Here is an 18330-nt window from a genome sequence, read left to right on the forward strand (position 1 = left end):
GCCTTCGACCGCGCCGCGGACGGTTCGCTCCGCGGCTCCGGCTCCGATGGCGGCGCCAGTGCGACGAGCAACGTACGGGCGCACCCTCCTCGTCATAACTGTACCTTTCGAAAGGTACAGTTATGAGGCAACGGCGGAACCGATCGAGAGGTGTGCGGAGATGGTTCTGAGCGCAAGGCGGCGTTGGCTGCTGCTGACGGTGGTGAGTGCGGGGCTCCTGCTCATCACGCTGGACAACTCGATCCTGTACGCAGCGCTGCCGACGCTGGTGGAGGAGCTCGGCGCGAGCAGTTCCGAGGGCTTGTGGATCATCAACGCCTATCCGGTGGTCATGGCCGGGCTGCTCCTGGGCAGCGGCACCCTGGGCGACCGGGTGGGGCACCGGAGGATGTTCCTGATCGGCCTGGTCGTCTTCGGCGCCGCCTCGCTCGCCGCCGCGTTCTCCCCGACACCGGAGACCCTGATCGCGGCTCGGGCATTCCTGGCCGTCGGTGCGGCGGCGATGATGCCCGCGACACTCGCACTGATCCGCATCACGTTCGAGGACGAGCGCGAGCGCAACGTGGCCATCGCCATCTGGGGAACTCTGGCGATCGTGGGCAGCGCACTGGGCCCGATCATCAGCGGGCTTCTGCTGCAGAGCTTCTGGTGGGGGTCGGTCTTCCTGATCAACGTTCCCGTCGTCATCGTTGCCCTGGCTGCCACGCCGGTCCTCGCACCGCACAACGACGCGGACCCCACCAAGCGGTGGGACCTGCCCTCCTCGCTTCTCGCGCTCGTCGCCCTGGTCGGCCTCGTGATCGCGATCAAGGAAACCGCCAAGCCGGAACCCGCGCCCCTGTTCATCGCCGTCGCCGTCCTCGCCGCCGTCGCCGGAGGCTGGGCGTTCGCCCTGAGGCAGCACCGCCTGCCGTACCCCTTGCTGGACTTCGCGATCTTCCGCAACCGGGCCTTCCTCGCCGGGGTCCTGGCCGCCGGGTTCTCCATGTTCGCGATCGCCGGTATCCAGCTGATCACCACGCAGCGGTTCCAGCTCGTGGAGGGCTTCACGCCGCTGCGCGCCGGCCTCTTGGTCGCCGCCGTCGCCGTGGGGGCGCTCCCGACGGCCATGGTCGGCGGCGCAAGCCTGCACAGGGTCGGGCTGCTGCCCATCGTCGCCGGTGGGCTGGCCCTCAGCACGGTCGGTTCCGTGCTGATCCTGCTGAACTTCGACACCAATATGGGCCTGCTCGTCACGGGGCTGCTCATCACGGGCGCCGGTCTCGGAGCGGCCATGTCCGTCGCCTCCAGCGCGATCATGGGCAACGTCCCGGCCCGCCGCGCGGGCATGGCCTCCTCCGTGGAGGAGGTGTCCTACGAGTTCGGCAGCCTCATCGCGGTCGCGCTGCTCGGCAGCCTCCTGACCGCCGTCTACAGCGCCACGATCGACCTGCCATCCGGAACTCCGGACTCCGCACGCGACAGCCTCGACACCGCCATCGCACTGGCCGGGTACGGGAACTCATCGCTGGTCAGCGCCGCATCCAACGCCTTCGACGGGGCCTACTTCACCGTCATGATCGTGGTCACCGCCGTCATCGCCGCCGGCGCGATCACCACCGGTCTCCTCCTTCGCCACCACGGCCCCGGATCAGCCCTGTCCGCCCCCACACACCACTGACACCCCGCCCCAGGAGCATCCATGCGGACCAGCAAACGAACCCAGATCCTCGAGGCGGCCGCCCGCGTCGTGGAGCGCGAAGGCGTCAAGAGCGTCACCTTCGACTCCGTCGCCGCCGAGGCCGGCCTGACCAAGGGCGGACTCCTCTACCACTTCGCCTCTCGCGAAGACCTCGTCCAAGCCATCCACCAGCACCTCGCCGACCAGTGGGAGGCACAGATGACCGCGGCGGCGGGAAAACCGGCCCACGAGGCAACCCCCGCCGAGAGGCTCACCGCCTACACCCGCGTCACCACCCAGAGCGCCACACGGGCCGAGCTCCTCTTCATGCTCGAAGGATCCACCACGCCCGGACACGCGGCCCCTTGGGACGCCGTCATAGAACGGTGGGCCCCACTCCTGACCACCACCGACGTCGACGACCCGGACGCGCTCGACCAGTTCATCGCCCGCCTCGCCGCCGACGGCCTATGGCTGTACGAATCCCTCACCGCCGAACGACTGACCCCCCAACTGCGCCGCGCCCTCGCCGAACGCATCGCCGGCACCCTCAACCACGACGACACCTGAGCCCGCTGCCCCGCAATCTGCCGGCTACTGGATCCTTGATCACTGCGGCGGTCAGTGTCAGACAAGGCCCAGGGCCGCTAGGTCGGATGTCGTTGGGAGGGGCGAGGGGGAGGGGCGGCGGGGAGGGGCGACCGGGGAGGGGTGATACCTCCACGGACGTCAACGGCGGCGTGCGGTCAGCAGCCAGGCGAGATCGATCACGGTGATCGCCCCCCAGATCCAGCCGACGGCGCCTTCGTCCGGCGCCAGCGCTGTGGCGAGGGCGCCCGCCCCGACCGTGCCCAGCACTACCGCGGCGCTGCGCCTCAATGCCAGTGATGTGCGCAGTGGCCCTGGTTCGGCCAGCCTGTCGGCCAGATAGGCGTCGAACGCCTCAGCGACCTGATCGTCGATCTCGTCCCGCATCCGGGCATCCAGTGATTCAGGCATGGACGGTGACCCGCTGAGTCGCAGTCGTCTCCAGCGCATGTATTAACAGCCTGCTGAACAGATTCTTTCGCATTTTCTCGCCCCCGAGCCCCCGGCGCCCGGTGGCGCCGTCCGCGCCAACGTAGCGATCGCAGAGAGTTTCTGCAAACAATCTCTGCGATATATCTGCAGAGGTTCTCTGCAGTACGCTGACCGGCATGGTCGAGCGCCCGGAGAAGCCCGTGAAGTCCGTGAAGCCTGAAAAGAGAGTGCTCACCGGCCCGGACCTCAAAGCCTTTTACAAGGCGCTGTCCAATCCGGTGCGCCGCGACATCCTGAGCTACCTCGGAGAGCACGGCGAAGCGAACTCCACCAGCGTTGCCAAGGCCCTCGGTGAAAGCACCGGCACCACCAGCTACCACCTGCGCAAACTGGCCGGCCTCAAGCTGATTGCCGAGATCGAGGAGCGGTCCACCGGCCGGGAGCGCTGGTGGAAGTCGCTCATGACGGACATCTTCACACCGCCGGGCCTGGAGCTGACGGCCGACGAACGCGAGGCCGCGGTGAAGATCGGCGCCCTCAAGATGACCCATGATCTGAACCTGGTCGTGAGCGCATACGCCGGGTACGACTCCTCCGCGGGCTGGAACCAGATCTACCGCACCGGATTGCGGATGACGAAGGAGGAGGTCGCCACGTTCGCCGAGGAGTACCAGGCGCTTCTGCGCAAGTACCTGAGGGAGCCCGGAGACCACCCGCCCGACTCGCGGCACATGGCCGTACGCCTGGTGGTTGTGCCCGACGACGTCCCCCGGCCCACCCTGCCGACTGAGCCGGACAACGATTAGCGCCGAGCCGGACGGCAGAGCCCTGGCATCGACATCAGCCCAAGGCGCTGACGGCACCCTAGCTTCGGCCGGCTTGGGCTAGCCCCCGGCCGGGAAGTCATGGGCGATGCTGCCGGGCACAACCGTGGGCCCGTCGAGAACCATCTCGCGCTCCACCTTGGAAGGGTCGCCCTTCATGGGGACGGTCTGCCCGGAGCGTGCGAATCCGTATCGCCGGTAGAAGCTTTCGGCCCGTGCGTTGTCCTCGTGGACGTACAGGCGCACCCGCGCCACTTCCGGCACCGACCATGCCCACCTGACGGCCGCTTCGAAGAGTGCGTCGATCACACCGCTTCCGCGGTACTCGGAGCGGACGAAGACGCCGACGACATGCGCCTGGCGCTGCTGAATCGTCGCGCCGAAGAAATCGCTGCTGCCCGCGTCCTCGATGAGCGCTGTCACCGTGCCGCTCCATGCCCCGTCGCGGCCCTCGGCCACGAACTGGCGCACCCGCGTTCCGCCGGCCGACCCCTTGGCCCGTTCCTCCCAGAAGGAGTCCGGCTGCTCGGCGGCCTGTTCGTACGTGTCGAGGAAGGCGATCGGAGCTGCCGGATCCTTCAGTGCCAGGAGACGCAATTCCTTCACCTCGGGCCACTCGTCGGCACGTATAGGACGGACGGCATGGCGCGAAACCTGATTCATGTTGCCGCACCCTACGGGACCTTCGTTCCGGTGTGCATCGGCATTTCCGCAGGTCCCGGCTCCGCGGCAGCTGCCCGCGGGGCGTCGGGACTCACTCCTCCGGCTCTGCCGCCACAACCCTCACAAGCCCTGGAAACGGCTGCTCCAGATCCGCCCGGCGCAGCGTGGCCATCCGGCTGTTGCCACGGGCGACCTGCCGGATCAGCCCGGCCTCATGCACCACGCGGCGGCGGAGCGGGTCCGCCGGCGCGGCGAGCACCGGGCCGAGCCGCATCTCTTCGACGGTCGGTTGGCCCTCGTCGTCAGGCACGGAGGGCGCCTTTCTCCGGGTCCATCGCGATGCCTGTCGGGATATCTATCGAGGAGAGAACGCCATGGATCAGCAGCCGTTCACGCTCGTCGGCACCGCCCACCCCAAGCCCGAGCGCGCCGCCGAACTGAAAGAGCTCCTGCTCTCGTTCGTCGAGCCGACGCGGCAGGAGTCCGGCTGCCCGGAGTACCACTTTCACGAGGACCGGGACGAGCCCGGCGTCTTCGTCTTCTACGAGGCCTGGCGCTCCCGGGCCGATCTCGACATCCGCTTCCTGACCATGCACAGCCCCTACCGACCGGCGACCGCGAGGCCTGAGGGCGGCGCTTTCGCGGCTCTCCGGGGAGGTGGAGAAGCGCGGAAAGAAACTCTGTTCACCCTCTTGACCGGTGGTCCCGTGCCGCGCACAGTACTCGTTAATGCGCATAACTAATACGCATTAACGATGGAGGGGCAGCGGTGGACGAACCCAGGAAGCGGGCCGGACGAGGTCGGGCACCCGCCTCGGTAGGGCGCACCGGGCGTCCGCGCCAGGCCGAGGTCGCCCGGCTCGCGGGAGTGTCGCAGGCCACGGTCTCGCTGGTGCTCGCCGGCAAGAAGCAGGGCGTCGCCATCTCGGACGAGACCCGGCAGAAGGTGCTCGACGCGGCCGGCAGCCTGGGCTACGTACCGGACCCGGCCGCAAGGAGGCTTGCGGCTGCGCGCAACGGCCTGCTCGGAGTATTCAGCTTCACGGCCACCTTCCCCACGGACGTGCAGCACTCCTACTATCCGTTCCTGGTGGGCGTGGAGCAGGAAGCCGCCGCGCAGGGGTACGACTTGGTGCTCTTCACCGGGTCAAGCCGCGGTGGTGCGGGGGCCGGTGGGCCGCACGCGCTCAACAGGGCGCGACTCGCCGACGGGTGTCTCTTCCTCGGCCGCCACGCCCCGGTGGACGAACTGCGCAGGCTCGTGGACGACGGTTTCCCTGTGGTCCACCTGGGGCGCAGGGACGAACCGGAGGGCCTGGCCTGGGTAGGTGCCGACTACGTCAGTGCCAGCCGCGAAGTCGTCCACCGGCTCGCCGCTCTCGGGCACCGTCGCATCATCCTCGTGCGCGAGGACGACGACGCGCCCGCCTCCACCGACCGTGAACGGGGCTTTCTGGAGGGTCTTGAGAGCGCGGGTCTGCCCGGCGGTCCTGACGCCGTATTCCGCCGTGCCGATCCAGAACAGGCGCTCGGGGCGGAGCAGTTGCGGCAGTGGGTGGCGCAAGGCGTCACCGCGGTGGTGGCCGAGGAGACCGACAGCGGTGCGGCCTGGCGAGCGCTGAGCACGGCTGCCCGCGATGCCGGTCTGCGCTGCCCCGGCGACATCTCCCTCGCCCTGCTCGGCAGTCCGCCCTCCGATCTCGCGGACGAGCCGCAACCCACCGGATTCGACATCCCCCGTGCGGAGTTGGGCGCGACGGCCGTGCGCCTGCTCGCCACGCTCGTCGCGGGCGAGGACGCCCCCGACCCGCTGGTGGCCTGCACATTCCGGCCCGGCGTCACCACAGGACCCCCGTCCAAGGCGCTTCCGGAGACCGCATGACGGCCGCGGGCAGTCGCGCCCCGCCGGGCGGCGCGCCCCCGCAGCACGACCACGTACAGCACAGCATTAGGAGAACCGTGACCCCTGAACCGGACATCCTCATCGTCGGCGGCGGCCTGGGCGGCGTGGCCGCAGCGCTCGCCGCCTGCCGGGCCGGCCGGACCGTCGTCCTCACCGAGGAGACCGACTGGATCGGTGGCCAGCTCACCTCCCAGGCCGTTCCGCCGGACGAGCACCCCTGGGTGGAGCAGTTCGGCACGACAGCCTCGTACCGCAAGCTGCGCGAGTCCATCAGGGACTACTACCGACAGTGGTATCCGCTCCGGTCGGAGGCCTCGTCCCTGACTAATCTCAATCCGGGCGCAGGCCGGGTGAGCAAGCTCTGCCACGAGCCCCGCGTCGCCCTCGCCGTCATGGAAGGCATGCTCGCGCCCCATCTCGCCTCGGGGCGCCTGACCCTTCTCACCGAACACTGGGCCGTCGCCGCCGAGTCGGACAACGATGTCATCACCTCGGTGACCCTGGAGAACCTGCGCGACGGCGAGCGCACCACGCTCCACGCCCGGTACGTCATCGACGCCACCGAGACCGGCGAACTCCTCGAACTCGGCGGCGTCGAGCACGCCATCGGCGCCGAGTCGCGCGCCGAGTTCGGCGAGCCGCACGCACCCGAGGAGGCGCAGCCCCTCAATCAGCAGGGCATCACCGTCTGTTTCGCGCTCTCCCACCACGAGGGCGAGAACCACGTCATCGAGCGCCCCGTCGACTACGACTTCTGGCGCTCCTACCAGCCCGACTTCTGGCCGGGCCCGCTGCTCGGCTTCCTCGCCCCCGACCCGCGTTCGCTCGAAGCCGTTCCCCGTACGTTCGTGCCGAACTCGGAGATCGACCCGCTCGCCGTCAACGCCGACCAGAGCGCCGACGCGGGCGACAAGGAGCTGTGGGGCTTCCGCCGCATCCTCGCCCGCAAGCTGCACCGGCCGGGCGCCTTCGACTCCGACATCACCCTGGTCAACTGGCCGCTCAACGACTACTGGCTGAAGCCGCTGATCGGAGGTGGCGAGGAGACCTCGGCGCAGGCACTCGCGGAGGCACGTCAGCTGTCCCTCTCGGTCCTGTACTGGCTCCAGACCGAGGCGCCCCGCGAGGACGGCGGAACCGGCTTCCCCGGACTTCGGCTGCGCCCCGACATCACGGGCACGGCGGACGGCCTGGCCAAGGCCCCTTACGTGCGGGAGTCGCGGCGGATCAAGGCCGTCACCACCGTCACCGAGCAGGACGTCGCGATCGACGTCGTCGGCCCCTACGGACGGACCGCCTACCGGGACTCCGTGGGAGTCGGCAACTACCGCATCGACCTGCACCCCTCCACCGGCGGCGACAACTACATCGACATCGGCTCCGTGCCGTTCGAGATACCGCTCGGCGCCCTCGTACCCCGCCGCGTCCGCAATCTCCTGCCCGCTGGCAAGAACATCGGCACCACCCACATCACCAACGGCTGCTACCGCCTCCACCCCGTGGAGTGGAACATCGGCGAGGTCGCCGGCGCCCTGGCCGCGCACTGCGTGTCCGAGGGCGTCGAACCCCACCAGGTCCAGGCCGAGGACAAGCGGTTCGACGAGTTCGCCCGGCTGCTCGACCGAGACGGCGTACAGCGCCACTGGCCCGACGTACGCGGCTACTGAGAGCTGATCGCTCTCAAAAGTGCCGGGTGGGACAGCACCACCTGTCCCACCCGGCCCGCCCGCGCACCGCCAACCCGCACAAGGAGGTGCCCAACCATGACCACCCACCGCATCCGCGTCGGCATCGACGTGGGCGGAACCTTCACCGACGCCGTGGCGGTCGACGCCACGACCCTGGAACTCCTGGGACAGGTGAAGGTCCCCACCAGCCACCATCATGAGGACGGCGTGGCCCACGGCATCGTGGAAGCCCTCGACCGTCTGCTGGCAGAAACCGGCCGCGCACCGGAAGATGTCGCTTTTCTGGCGCACGGCACGACACAGGCTACCAACGCCCTGTTGGAGGGCGACGTCGCCACCGTGGGCCTGATCGGTATCGGCACCGGGCCCGCCGCCGGGCTCACCCGCAGGCTGGCCGCCCTCGGCAAGCTCCAACTCACCCCGGGCAAAAGCCTTCCGCTCGCCTACGCCCACGTCACAGACCCGGATGACGCGGAGGCCGTCCGCCGCGCCGCCGACACCTTGGCCCAGGACGGCGCCCAAGTCCTCGTGGCCACCGAGCCGTTCAGCGTGGACCGTCCCGAGGGCGAGCGGGCCGTTGTCGCGGCAGCCCGTTACGCCGGGCTTCCGCTGACCGCCGCGCACGAGATCACCTCTCTGTACGGGCTGCACAAGCGCACCCGTACGGCCGTGGTCAACGCGGCGATCCTGCCGCGCATGCTGGCCACCGCGGATCTCGTCGACAGCTCCATCACCAAGGCCGGGGTCGAATCCCCGCTGATGGTGATGCGCTGTGACGGAGGCGTGATGTCGCTCGACGAGATGCGGCGCAGGCCGCTCCTCACGGTCCTTTCGGGCCCCGCTGCGGGTGTGGCAGGCGCGCTGATGCAGGAACGGATCAGCGAGGGAGTGTTCCTGGAGACCGGCGGCACCTCCACCGACATCAGTGTCGTGCGGCGCGGCAAGGTGGCCGTCCAGCACGCCACGATCCTCGGCAAGAAGTCCTACCTCAACGCCCTGGACGTACGCACCGTCGGGGTCGGCGGCGGTTCCATGGTGCGGATCGGCGGCGGGAAGGTGACCGGGGTCGGGCCGCGCAGCGCCCACATCGCCGGGCTGCCCTACGCGTGCTTCGCGACCCTCGATGACCTGCGCGACGCCAAGCTCACGACCGTCCGCCCGATGGCCGACGATCCGGAGGACTACGCCGTGCTCGACGCGGCGGGCGGCCGATTCGCGCTCACCATGACCTGCGCGGCCAACGCGGCGGGACGCGTGCCCGACGGTGACTTCGCCCGCAGCGACCAGGAGGTCGCCAGGGCGGCGATGGCCCCGCTCGCCGAGGCGCTCGGCGTGGACATCGCCACCGCCGCGGACCGGCTGCTCGACGCGGGGACGGCTCAGGTCAAGAAGGTCGTCGACACGATGATCCGCGACTACCGCCTCGACAAGGACACCGCCCTGCTCGTCGGCGGAGGCGGCGGAGCCGCGTCCGTCACCCCACACCTGGCCGAAGTCAGCGGCCTTCAGGGGCGCATCGCCCGCCACAGTGAGGTGATCAGCCCGATCGGGGTCGCGCTCGCCCTGGTCCGCGAGCAGATCGAGCGGACCATCCCGGGCGCCGGACAGGAACAGATCCTCGCCGTGCGGGCGGAGGCGGAGGCGGCCGTCATCGCGCAGGGCGCCGCCGCCGACGGCGTCGAGGTCGAAGTCACCGTCGATCCGCAGACCAGCACCGTCCGCGCCGTGGCCACCGGCGCCACCGAACTGCGCACCCAGGACCGGGCGCACCGGGCGGACGAGGAGGAGCGCCTGCGCACGGCGGCGGCCAGCCTCAAGAGCGACCCGGCCCAGGTCACCGTCCTCGCCAAGACCGCATCGCACACTGTGTACGGGACCGAGGTGCGCCGCACCCTGCGCGCCACCCGGCATCCGGTACGGATCGTCGACGCCGACGGAGTCATACGCCTCCACGTCCCCGACGCCCGCGTGGAGACCACCCGGGTCGCCGACGCCCCCGAAGTACTGGCGAAGCTGGTGCGCGAGACCACCTCGTACGGCGACGGCGGGGTCCGGGCCCCGGCCGTGCGGCTGCTGCTCGGCTCCCGGATCGCGGACCTGTCAGGCGTCCTCGACCCCGAACCCCTGCTCGCGCTCGCCCGCAGCGAACTCGAATCCCGTACCGCCGACGAGCCGGTCATCGCCGTCCTTGAGGTACGCATATGAGCACCCCCGCGGCGCCCGCACCCGAGGCCCTCGACGACCTGGACCACGCGGTCCACCTCCTTGCCGCGACCCCCACCCACGAGAGCCGCGACCCGCAACTCCTTCGCCACTGGGCGCGCACAGCCGAGGAGTTCGGCGCCGCCCTTGCCCCCGTGCCGTGCCGGGCCAGGATCGTCGAGCGCGCCGATGGCCTGGAGCGCGGCCTCCTTGCCCGCTACACGTCACGGCCGAAGCCGACGGTGGAGCTCTACACCGACACCCTCGCGGCGGCAGAAGCCCTGATCGATGAACGGGGCTGGCGGCACTGGTACCCGCCGGGCTCGGTGCGCGCGGCGGCTCTCGCCCACGAATCCGTGCACGAACACCTCCATCACGGTCCTGCGAAGGCCGCACTGAAGCGGGCCCTGGGCCATGTCGTCCTGCGCGCAGGTCGGTTCCGGCTTTACGGGCACGTGGTGGGCGCGGAGGAGATCGCCGCCCACGCCCACGCCCGGACCGTCTGCGGGCTCGGCCGCAGCCCCCTGCTCCTCACGGCCGCGCTCGCCGACGCCGTGACCCACAGAGAGAAGTAGCGCCATGGGCGTTGTCATCCTGATCGTCATGGCGGTGGGTGTCGCCGCGATGCTCACCCGCAAACTCCCCACCGCCTTCGCCCTGGTGCTCCTCGGTGTCGTCATCGCACTCGTCGCCGGTGCACCACTGACCGGCAAGGAGAGCGTCCTCGACACCGTCCTCCAGGAGGGCGCCCCGATGCTCGCCTCGACGATGATCGCGGTGCTGCTCGGATCGTGGCTCGGCAAACTCCTCGACGAGACCGGCATCGCAGGGACCATCGTCCGCAAGATCGTGGAGTTCGGCGGCGACCGGCCCACCGTCGTGGCACTCGGTGTGCTCGCCGTGTCCGCGCTGATCGGCACGGTCACAGGATCGGCTCCCGCCGCCATGCTGGCCGGCATCATCGGCATCCCCGCGATGGTCGCCGTGGGCATCCCCAAGGTCACCGCGGCGGGCACCATCCTGATGGGCATCGCCGTCGGAGTACCGTTCGAACTTCCCATCTGGCAGTTCTTCTCGACCGCCCTCGACCTTCCGATTCCCACGGTGCGCGGCTTCATGATCAAGCTGTTCCCGCTGGCACTGGTGGCGGCCGTCGCCTTCGTCCTCATCGAGTCCCGCCGCCGTGGGATCGAGCACACCTGGGCGCTCAAGGCGGCCGTCGACAAACGCCGCTCGCGCCGCGAGCGCCTCGGCGACGCACCGTGGTACGCGCTGCTCACCCCCGTCGTGCCGCTCATCCTGGCCCTCGGCTTCGAACTGGCCATCATTCCCTCGCTGTTGGCCGGTGTGCTGTACGCCCTGGTCACCACGACCCGGCCGCGCGAGATGAACAAGCGCCTCCTGCGCACCCTGTACGGCGGATTCGAGGTCGCCGCGCCCCCGATCGCGCTGTTCATCGCCATCGGCATCCTGCTCGCCGCGGTGAAGCTGCCGGGCGCCATCGAGGCGCTCGAACCCCTGGTCAAGGCCGTCAGCCCGCAGAACCCTGTGCTGTTCGTCCTGGTCTTCACCCTGCTGGTCCCGCTGTGCCTCTACCGGGGGCCGCTGAACGTCTACGGCCTCGGCGCGGGCATCGCGGGCGTCCTCATCGCGGCCGGTATCTACCCCGCCGTCGCCGTGCTCGGCCTCGCCGCCTCCTACAACCAGGTATTCGGCGTCTCCGACCCCACCAGCACCCAGACCGTATGGAGCGCCCAGTACGCGGGCGTCGGCCCCCAGCAGGTCATGGTGCGCACCCTGCCCTACGTGTGGGCCGTCGCCCTCGGCGGATTCTGCGTCACCGCCGCCACCTACCTCTGACCTCTGAGCAGTCCTCTCTCTGAGCATTCCTCCGACATTCAACTCCCGGGACGGAGTCCACAAATGAACGAGCCTCAGCACCATTTCCCGCGCCGCGTCTTCCTGCGCGGGGCCGCCGCCACCGGCACGGCCCTCGCGTTCGGCGCGGGGACGGCGGGCACTGCCGCGGCGGCGCCCGGCGGCTTCCCCGACTACACCTATGTGCGGACGGTCCTGAAGCCGTCGGACCTCGCCTACAACCCCACAGGCGAGATCATCTTCCCGTGCCTGCGCGGGACCGTCGGCCGCATCTCCGGCGCGCTGGGCCGGTACTACCTCTACTACGCCCCGCACGACGCCCCCGGCGGCATCTGCCTGGCCTACGGCAACTCGATCGACGGGCCTTTCACCGAGTACAAGGCCAACCCCCTCGTCACCAACAACTGGCAGCCGCACTACAAGGTCAGCCACGTCTCCTCGCCCCACGTGCTGTGGAACGAGGACGCCAAGGAGATGTGGCTGTACTTCCACGGCGAGAACACCACGACCCGCCTGGCCCGCTCCAAGGACGGCATCAACTTCACGTACGACAAGGTCGTGCTCTCCACCTCGATGCTGCCGAGCGGTTCGACCGAGACGTCCTACGCCCGTGTGTTCCGTCACGACCTGCCGTCCCGTGGCGCCCGCTACGTGATGCTCTTCATGCTGAACAACACCACCAACCACCGCGACATCGCCTGGGGTTGGTCGGCCGACGGCCGCAACTGGACCTTCGACCAGACGCCGTTGATCCGCCATGTCGATGTGGGGGCACAGAACGTGGGCGGGCCACACCTGCTGACGCGCGGGAACAGTGCCTACGTCGTCTACAACACGGACAAGGGCAGCGGCGGCAACATACTGATCACCGAGGTCGGCAAGGACTTCTCCCGCCGCGACCACCTCGGGATCTTCCACAACTCGATGAACGGCGCGCCGGACAACGGGCGCAGCGCGTCGCCGAGTTTCGGTACGGAGAACGGCGTGCCCTACATGATGTACGAGGCGGGGGAGCGGCTTCAGGGCGCGATCGCGCTGGCACGCGCTAAGTAGCCGTATACGCGGGGGAGTTGTTCAGCCGCGCCCGAGGACATGGTGGGATTCGACCATGTCCTCGGGCGCGCCGTCGTCACGAGGTGACGGCCAGCGTGGTCAGGGCTCCTCCGGACGAGGCGGTGACGCGGAGCGCCACATAGCGCGCCGTGCGGTCGGTACGCAGGGTTCCGCGCGCCGACAACCTGGCCGAGCCGTCGTACGTACGGCCGTCGAGGCTGAACTCCACTCGCGAGGCCGGGACATGGCTGCCCTGCCACCGGGTGCGGATCTCGCCGATGTGCTGTTCGGCGCCCAGGTCGACGACCATGCGGTCGTCCTGACCGGCGGTCCAGGCGGTTGCCTCGTCGCCGTCGACCGCCGCCTGCGGAGCCGTCATGCCGGGCGGCAGTGGTGCGGTGGGGAAGGTGGTGCGGCCCAGTGCCAGGTCCGGGAGGGGATACGCGGTGGCCCGGGGCACCGTGACCGTGGTCGTACGGCCCGCGCGGACCGTGGCACCGACGCTCCTGCCCTGCGCCGAGACGGTGACGCGGCACGACGGCCCGCTCAGCCGGACAGTGCCGCCGTCGACGACCTCGGCACGCAGCCCGACGGGCAGGCGGCTCGCGGAGAGGGTGATGCGTGGCGGCGCCAACAGGGCTGATGCGGCGGGCAGTTCGACGCGACAGGCCGTACCGGACTCGGTGAGGGTCTGGACGCCCTCGTAGAGACGGACTTCTCCGGCGCGTGAGCGGGGGATCGTCACCGTCGTGGTCACGGGGTCCGGGGAGAGGTTGAAGAGGCTCAGATGGTGCTCGGTGAGCGCGGCCTTGACGTCCGCGGAGCTCACCGATGGCGTCTTGCGGGCGGCTGCGGCGCGCAGCTCCTTCGGTGTCGCACCCGGGAGCCCTTCGATCAGCAGGCTCTCGGCCGGACCGTCGGAAAGGACGACCGTGTCGCCGTACACGGAGATGGGGTGGGCGCCGCCCCGCACGACGAGACCGGCACGGCCGTCGATGTCCAGCCACTGACCGCGGCTGGTGAGATCCGGCCGGGGCCAGGTGACCAGATCGGTCCACCGCTCTCCGTCGGTCGATCCTTGGAGCCGGTAGGCGCGGCCCGCCGCGGCCTCCCAGCGCAGCGTCACCCGGTCGACGGACCGCGAGGACCCGAGGTCCACGGCTATCCAGCTGTCGGCCCGCGTACGGTCCGCGCGCGACACCGCCCAGCGGCTCGTGCCGCCACCGTCGATCGCGAGCGAGGGCTCCTTGCCCGGGTCGAAGGAGGAAGCGGATGCCTTCACCCCATCTGCGCGTGCCAGGTCGTCGCCCGATGCGCCGTCGCGCATCTCGAAGGCGTACAGCGAGTATCCGTACGACGGGTCAGGTCGCACGCCCAGCATCCGCAAGTGCCGGAACTGGGCACGCGTGAAAGTCAGTTCGTCGGTGCGCGCTCCTTCGGACGGCTGGCCCCCGGCGCCTGCCTTGACGGTGGTGCTTCCCTCGGCGGCCCGATAGGTCCGGCTGCCGTCAAGGCCCGGGATGCCGGGCATCGACAGGTTGTGCACCTCCAGGTGGCCCTCCCCGACTGCCGTGCCGGACGTCGCGTAGACCACGGCTCCCGACGGCAACGTGGTGAACCCCGCATGTCCGCGATCCAGCGTCAGCAGGCTCGCACTCCCGTCGAAGCCGTCCCGAAGCCGCGTGTACGTGACCACGTTCCGCTCGGTGACCTTGGAGCGGGTGCTCGGCAGGAACATGGGTGTCGTACCGCTGAGTGCGAACAGCCAGTCGTCGTGGGCCGGTTGCCAGGCGAACTTCACGAAGTCCGGCTTGCTGACGGTGCCCGCCCAAGCGCCGCGGGACTGGTGGGAGACCAGGCCAGGTCCCGTGCCGTGGTCTCTGACGCCGCTCGCCTGCTCGAAGAGTTCGCCGGGGGAGAGGGGGCGCACGGGATGCTTCCCGGAGCGGGCCCGCCACTCGTGCAGGAGGTAACTGATGGCCAGTTCGGCACGCGCCTCCGGCTCGTACTTGGGCTCGCCGGAGAACTTCGCGATCCGGTATTCCGGCGGGTACTTCTGATATGCCTCAAGGCGTTCGGCGAGGGCGCGTTCGCAGGCGGCGGCGGCGCGGTCGCCGACGACCTGGGCCAGGAAGGCGAGGGGGATGACATCGCGGCCGTAGAGGTGCTCACGGTCGGCGACCATCGGCATCAAGGGCTCGCCCGCGTCGCTCATCACGCCGAGCAGCGTGCGCCACAGCGGAACGGCGTTGGGCTGGGCCGTGAGCACCTCGGGCAGGGCCTTGCCCGAGGTGAGGAAGTGGGCGGCGTTGCGTCCGGAGGTGCGCCAGAGCTCCTCCTGGTAATGCGGGCCGAACGACCCGTGGTTCTCGACGATGAAGGTGTCGTACAGGTTCTGTGCGGTGTTCGCGCTGACGGGGACGCCGTCCACCCGGGCCGGGTTCGCGAGGTCGGCGGCCGGAAGCCCCGCCTCGTTGCGGCTCCAGCGGCCGAAGGCGGCGCGCCACGTGTCATGGCGCTGATCGTCGCTCGCCCAGGCCAGGGCAGGGGCGAGCGACTGGGCGTAGATGCCCATCTCTTCGAGCTTGGTGTCGCCCTTGAACCCGCCGCTGAGTCCGTGGGGAGACCAGTCGCCGGAGTCGGGATCGTCGCCCGTTCCCAAGGCCGTTGTGTACTGGGCCTGTTCACGGACGATGGTGTCGACGTTGTGCCGCGTCGCCTCGTCGAGGTCGTCCCAGAGTAGACGCGCCGCCAGGACGAAGTAGGACTGGAAGGTGGTGTCGAAGAACAGCTTCCGGCCCCACTGGGTGCCGCCAGTGAGCCGGTTGGAGGCCGCGAAGTGCTTCAGGGTGGCGAGCGTGCGGGTGCGCAGCGTGTCCTTGTCGACTCCGGCGCGTTCGGCGTCGTAGGGGCCGCGGGTCAGCAGTACGGCGTTGCCGAGCACGACAGCGAACCCGAAGTCCTTGTTCGTGTAGTGGCCTTGGGCCGCGTCCCATTGGGTCTCGGCCCAGCAGGTGTGAGCCAGCAGAACACGGTAATAGGTGCTCGCGATCGCGTCCGGCGGTTCCACGTCTGTTTCCGCTTCCGCGGCGGCCGAGGCCCGTCCCGGGCCGAGGGCGAGCGGGAAGGCCGCCGCGGCACCGGAAACCCCGAGCAGCTGTAGGGCATGACGGCGTGTGAGTCCCCAGGCTTGCTGCGGCATCGTGGCGCGACCTCCTTGGACAACGTTGTCAGAGAGCGGTCATTCTTCGGGTGCTCCGTGGGCACGTCAAGGGTTCTGCCTGGCTGGAGGCGATCTAGCGGGGCGGCCACGTGGGGCGGTGCGAGGGTGGCAGGACCAGCAGTGCCTGACCCACGGTGGGGTAGCGGGGGAAGTACTCCGTGCTGCCGGTCAGCGTGAGGAGTTCGGCGAGATGGCGTCCGGCTCCCGCAAGGAGCAGGTGACCCTCGCGGCGCCGCAGTAACCAACGCACCCCGAGCAGGCAGTTGAGCCCACGCGAATCGCAGAACACGAGCGCCGTCACATCCAGGACGAGATGTCGATGCCCCGCCATGACAGAGTCGCCGAGCGTACGGAGAAAGAACTTCTCGCCGCTCCGGTCGAGTTCACCGCTCACGCGCAGCACGGCACACTCGTCGCACCGCGCGAGCTCGTGGATGATGAGGCGATGGGTCTGCGTCGACATCGCGCCTCCCTGGGGTTGTCGTACGGAAGCTCGTGCGCATGCCGGTGCACAATCTGCCTGGCTGCCGAGTCCCCCGTCCACCCCTCCCTACGCCTGAACCCTGCCGGTGTCAGCCCAGAGGGTTGTGCTTGTCCCGCAGGGCGCTCAGAGCGGGGGCGTACATGCGGGTCTTGATGGTGCCGAGGGTGGGGCCGGCCTTGCCCGTCTGGGATCGGGCGATCTCCACTGCTGTCCGGCGTACGGAGTCTTCGTCCACCGCGTGGTCGACCACGGCTGCGGCCAGTGCGTCGTGGCCGCCGTAGCGGCGGGCGGTCGTCATGGCCTCGTGGGCGGTCTGCGGGGTGAGCCGGGCCTGGATCAGGGCGGACATGCCCGGGGTGAAGGGGATGTTGATGTCGGCCTCGGGCAGACACCAGTAACCGCGGTCGGCGCGCATCACGCGGAAGTCGTGGGCCAGGGAGAGCATCGCTCCGGCCGCGAAGGTGTGCCCTTGCAGCGCGGCCACGGTGACGACAGGCAGGGACAGCATTCGCGCCAGGAGGCCTTGGACGGTGGTGACGTAATCCTGGTGCTGGTCGGCGTGGGCGAAGAGCCAGTCCAGATCAAGGCCGTTGGAGAAGAACTTTCCCGTCGCGGCGGTCACCAGGGCGCGGGGTCCCTCCGCCTTCTCCACCTCGTCGAGTGCGGTGTCGACGGCGACGAGCCAGTCGGGGTGGAAGCGGTTCTCGCCGTCCCCGAGGTCGAGGATGAAGACGTCGTCCTGGCGGTCGAGCATGGGCATGATGGCTCCCTTGGGTGGGTCAGGGGTTGGCCGAGGTGGAGTGGGGCCGTGAACTACTGCTCGGTAACTTATGGGGTGCGCCATAGGGCGGGCAAGGGGGCGAGGCCGAGATTGCGAGGTGGTCGGCTGATAAGCTCAATGGCGTTCGTGTGTGATCCAGATCGAGGATGTTGGGAGTTGGGGCTGATGACCGCGCTCAAGGCCACTGCCATGCGCACCGCCCGGACCCACCTCACGTCCCGGGCCGCGGCCTGACATCAGCTGGATCTGCCCTCGCCGGGAGCGTGAGCTCGCGGGGCATCACTCACACGAACCCACCATGAAACGGATCTCCGTCCATCATGAGCAATCCCCGCATGAGCAATACCTGGATCACGCGCGCTGAGACCAGCGCCGACATCCCCGCCGTCCACGCCGTCGACGTCGCCGCGTTCGACACCCCGGCGGAGGCCGATCTCGTCGATGCGTTGCGCGCCGACGCCGCGTGGATCGACGGGCTGTCCGTCGTCACCACCGACCAGGACGGCAAGCTCGTCGGCCACGCACTGCTGACCCGCTGCCACATCGGCGACACCCCGGCCCTCTGCCTGGCACCCGTCGCCGTACTCCCCGAGTACCAGAAGACCGGCGCGGGCTCCGCGGCCATCCGCGCCGTGCTCGACGCCGCCAAGGACAGGGGCGAGCGCTTCGTCACCGTCCTCGGGCATCCTGCGTACTATCCGCGCTTCGGCTTCGCCCGCGCTTCGGCGTACGGCATCGCTATCAGCATCGACGTCCCGGACGAGGCCATGATGGCCCTCGCCCTCGACGCCGATCACCCGCTGCCCAGCGGCACGGTGCGCTACGCCGCGCCGTTCGGCATCTAGTCGAAACCCGCCGTGGGGGGGGGGGGGGGGGCCCGGGGCCGGCGGTGGGGGGGGGGCGCGCCGGTATGTCCGTCCTCGCTATCCGCCAGTGGGCGCCTTACTGCTT

General features: G+C 69.7%; 17 protein-coding genes. 11 read left to right on the forward strand and 6 right to left on the reverse strand.

What is annotated here, in order from left to right; all coding sequences use genetic code 11:
• Positions 1 to 160 precede the first annotated feature (160 nt).
• A complete protein-coding gene (locus tag ACFQ7F_RS35295) occupies positions 161 to 1660 on the forward strand; it encodes an MFS transporter (protein ID WP_383279825.1) in 1500 nt (499 codons plus the stop codon).
• Positions 1661 to 1681: 21 nt separating this feature from the next.
• Complete coding sequence (locus tag ACFQ7F_RS35300; RefSeq protein WP_383279828.1) at positions 1682 to 2230, forward strand: TetR/AcrR family transcriptional regulator; 549 nt, start codon at positions 1682 to 1684, stop codon at positions 2228 to 2230.
• Positions 2231 to 2389: 159 nt separating this feature from the next.
• Here ACFQ7F_RS35300 and ACFQ7F_RS35305 read toward each other — a convergent pair whose 3' ends face one another.
• Positions 2390 to 2659 carry a hypothetical protein gene (locus tag ACFQ7F_RS35305; protein WP_383279831.1) on the reverse strand — a complete coding sequence of 90 codons (270 nt, stop codon included), beginning with the start codon at positions 2657 to 2659 and terminating at the stop codon, positions 2390 to 2392.
• 197 nt (positions 2660 to 2856) lie between these two features.
• Here ACFQ7F_RS35305 and ACFQ7F_RS35310 point away from each other — a divergent pair, with 197 nt between their 5' ends.
• Entirely contained in the window at positions 2857 to 3486 is a 630-nt protein-coding gene (locus ACFQ7F_RS35310; protein ID WP_383279834.1) for a helix-turn-helix domain-containing protein, read from the forward strand.
• Positions 3487 to 3564: 78 nt separating this feature from the next.
• On the opposite strand, the gene ACFQ7F_RS35315 is transcribed toward ACFQ7F_RS35310, so the two are convergent.
• Positions 3565 to 4167 carry a GNAT family N-acetyltransferase gene (locus ACFQ7F_RS35315; RefSeq protein WP_383279837.1) on the reverse strand — a complete coding sequence of 201 codons (603 nt, stop codon included), beginning with the start codon at positions 4165 to 4167 and terminating at the stop codon, positions 3565 to 3567.
• Between the two features lie 91 nt (positions 4168 to 4258).
• Positions 4259 to 4477: a hypothetical protein gene (locus ACFQ7F_RS35320; RefSeq protein WP_383279840.1), complete on the reverse strand. Its 219-nt coding sequence runs from the start codon at positions 4475 to 4477 to the stop codon at positions 4259 to 4261.
• A gap of 64 nt (positions 4478 to 4541) precedes the next feature.
• Between ACFQ7F_RS35320 and ACFQ7F_RS35325 the strand changes: the two genes are divergently transcribed.
• The 7 genes from ACFQ7F_RS35325 (at position 4542) to ACFQ7F_RS35355 (ending at position 12891) form a co-directional block, all read left to right on the forward strand.
• Positions 4542 to 4910 (forward strand): putative quinol monooxygenase, encoded by a 369-nt coding sequence (locus ACFQ7F_RS35325; protein WP_383279844.1) that lies wholly within the window; start codon positions 4542 to 4544, stop codon positions 4908 to 4910.
• Positions 4911 to 4936: 26 nt separating this feature from the next.
• Positions 4937 to 6049 carry a LacI family DNA-binding transcriptional regulator gene (locus ACFQ7F_RS35330; RefSeq protein WP_383279847.1) on the forward strand — a complete coding sequence of 371 codons (1113 nt, stop codon included), beginning with the start codon at positions 4937 to 4939 and terminating at the stop codon, positions 6047 to 6049.
• 77 nt (positions 6050 to 6126) lie between these two features.
• A complete protein-coding gene (locus tag ACFQ7F_RS35335; RefSeq protein ID WP_383279850.1) occupies positions 6127 to 7737 on the forward strand; it encodes an FAD-dependent oxidoreductase in 1611 nt (536 codons plus the stop codon).
• Positions 7738 to 7833: 96 nt separating this feature from the next.
• Complete coding sequence (locus tag ACFQ7F_RS35340; RefSeq protein ID WP_383279852.1) at positions 7834 to 9963, forward strand: hydantoinase/oxoprolinase family protein; 2130 nt, start codon at positions 7834 to 7836, stop codon at positions 9961 to 9963.
• Positions 9960 to 10535 (forward strand): hypothetical protein, encoded by a 576-nt coding sequence (locus ACFQ7F_RS35345; protein ID WP_383279855.1) that lies wholly within the window; start codon positions 9960 to 9962, stop codon positions 10533 to 10535. Before ACFQ7F_RS35340 ends, ACFQ7F_RS35345 begins: the two co-directional genes overlap by 4 nt.
• A 4-nt stretch (positions 10536 to 10539) precedes the next feature.
• A complete protein-coding gene (locus ACFQ7F_RS35350) occupies positions 10540 to 11820 on the forward strand; it encodes a TRAP transporter large permease subunit (protein WP_383279858.1) in 1281 nt (426 codons plus the stop codon).
• 63 nt (positions 11821 to 11883) lie between these two features.
• Positions 11884 to 12891, forward strand: a complete 1008-nt coding sequence (locus tag ACFQ7F_RS35355) for a hypothetical protein (protein WP_383279860.1) — start codon at positions 11884 to 11886, stop codon at positions 12889 to 12891.
• 76 nt (positions 12892 to 12967) lie between these two features.
• Here ACFQ7F_RS35355 and ACFQ7F_RS35360 read toward each other — a convergent pair whose 3' ends face one another.
• The 3 genes from ACFQ7F_RS35360 to ACFQ7F_RS35370 all read right to left on the reverse strand — a co-directional run bounded on the left by ACFQ7F_RS35360 (position 12968) and on the right by ACFQ7F_RS35370 (position 17358).
• Positions 12968 to 16093 (reverse strand): discoidin domain-containing protein, encoded by a 3126-nt coding sequence (locus tag ACFQ7F_RS35360; RefSeq protein ID WP_383279863.1) that lies wholly within the window; start codon positions 16091 to 16093, stop codon positions 12968 to 12970.
• A gap of 94 nt (positions 16094 to 16187) precedes the next feature.
• Positions 16188 to 16577 carry an STAS domain-containing protein gene (locus tag ACFQ7F_RS35365; RefSeq protein ID WP_383279866.1) on the reverse strand — a complete coding sequence of 130 codons (390 nt, stop codon included), beginning with the start codon at positions 16575 to 16577 and terminating at the stop codon, positions 16188 to 16190.
• A gap of 109 nt (positions 16578 to 16686) precedes the next feature.
• The gene (locus ACFQ7F_RS35370; protein ID WP_383279868.1) at positions 16687 to 17358 is read right to left on the reverse strand and encodes an enoyl-CoA hydratase-related protein; all 672 of its coding nucleotides are present in this window, start codon (positions 17356 to 17358) and stop codon (positions 16687 to 16689) included.
• 341 nt (positions 17359 to 17699) lie between these two features.
• On the opposite strand from ACFQ7F_RS35370, the gene ACFQ7F_RS35375 reads away from it, so the two are divergent.
• Positions 17700 to 18224, forward strand: a complete 525-nt coding sequence (locus ACFQ7F_RS35375; protein WP_383279871.1) for a GNAT family N-acetyltransferase — start codon at positions 17700 to 17702, stop codon at positions 18222 to 18224.
• Positions 18225 to 18330: the final 106 nt, after the last annotated feature.

The organism is Streptomyces sp. NPDC056486, from assembly GCF_042795295.1.
Classification (GTDB): domain Bacteria; phylum Actinomycetota; class Actinomycetes; order Streptomycetales; family Streptomycetaceae; genus Streptomyces.

What these genes read in the sequence shown, in the direction of transcription:
- ACFQ7F_RS35295 (WP_383279825.1), top strand. Translation starts at nt 161, where the DNA reads ATGGTTCTGAGCGCAAGGCGGCGTTGGCTGCTGCTGACGGTGGTGAGT.
- ACFQ7F_RS35300 (WP_383279828.1), top strand. Translation starts at nt 1,682, where the DNA reads ATGCGGACCAGCAAACGAACCCAGATCCTCGAGGCGGCCGCCCGCGTC.
- ACFQ7F_RS35305 (WP_383279831.1), bottom strand. Translation starts at nt 2,659, where the DNA reads ATGCCTGAATCACTGGATGCCCGGATGCGGGACGAGATCGACGATCAG.
- ACFQ7F_RS35310 (WP_383279834.1), top strand. Translation starts at nt 2,857, where the DNA reads ATGGTCGAGCGCCCGGAGAAGCCCGTGAAGTCCGTGAAGCCTGAAAAG.
- ACFQ7F_RS35315 (WP_383279837.1), bottom strand. Translation starts at nt 4,167, where the DNA reads ATGAATCAGGTTTCGCGCCATGCCGTCCGTCCTATACGTGCCGACGAG.
- ACFQ7F_RS35325 (WP_383279844.1), top strand. Translation starts at nt 4,542, where the DNA reads ATGGATCAGCAGCCGTTCACGCTCGTCGGCACCGCCCACCCCAAGCCC.
- ACFQ7F_RS35340 (WP_383279852.1), top strand. Translation starts at nt 7,834, where the DNA reads ATGACCACCCACCGCATCCGCGTCGGCATCGACGTGGGCGGAACCTTC.
- ACFQ7F_RS35345 (WP_383279855.1), top strand. Translation starts at nt 9,960, where the DNA reads ATGAGCACCCCCGCGGCGCCCGCACCCGAGGCCCTCGACGACCTGGAC.
- ACFQ7F_RS35350 (WP_383279858.1), top strand. Translation starts at nt 10,540, where the DNA reads ATGGGCGTTGTCATCCTGATCGTCATGGCGGTGGGTGTCGCCGCGATG.
- ACFQ7F_RS35355 (WP_383279860.1), top strand. Translation starts at nt 11,884, where the DNA reads ATGAACGAGCCTCAGCACCATTTCCCGCGCCGCGTCTTCCTGCGCGGG.
- ACFQ7F_RS35360 (WP_383279863.1), bottom strand. Translation starts at nt 16,093, where the DNA reads ATGCCGCAGCAAGCCTGGGGACTCACACGCCGTCATGCCCTACAGCTG.
- ACFQ7F_RS35365 (WP_383279866.1), bottom strand. Translation starts at nt 16,577, where the DNA reads ATGTCGACGCAGACCCATCGCCTCATCATCCACGAGCTCGCGCGGTGC.
- ACFQ7F_RS35370 (WP_383279868.1), bottom strand. Translation starts at nt 17,358, where the DNA reads ATGCCCATGCTCGACCGCCAGGACGACGTCTTCATCCTCGACCTCGGG.
- ACFQ7F_RS35375 (WP_383279871.1), top strand. Translation starts at nt 17,700, where the DNA reads ATGAGCAATCCCCGCATGAGCAATACCTGGATCACGCGCGCTGAGACC.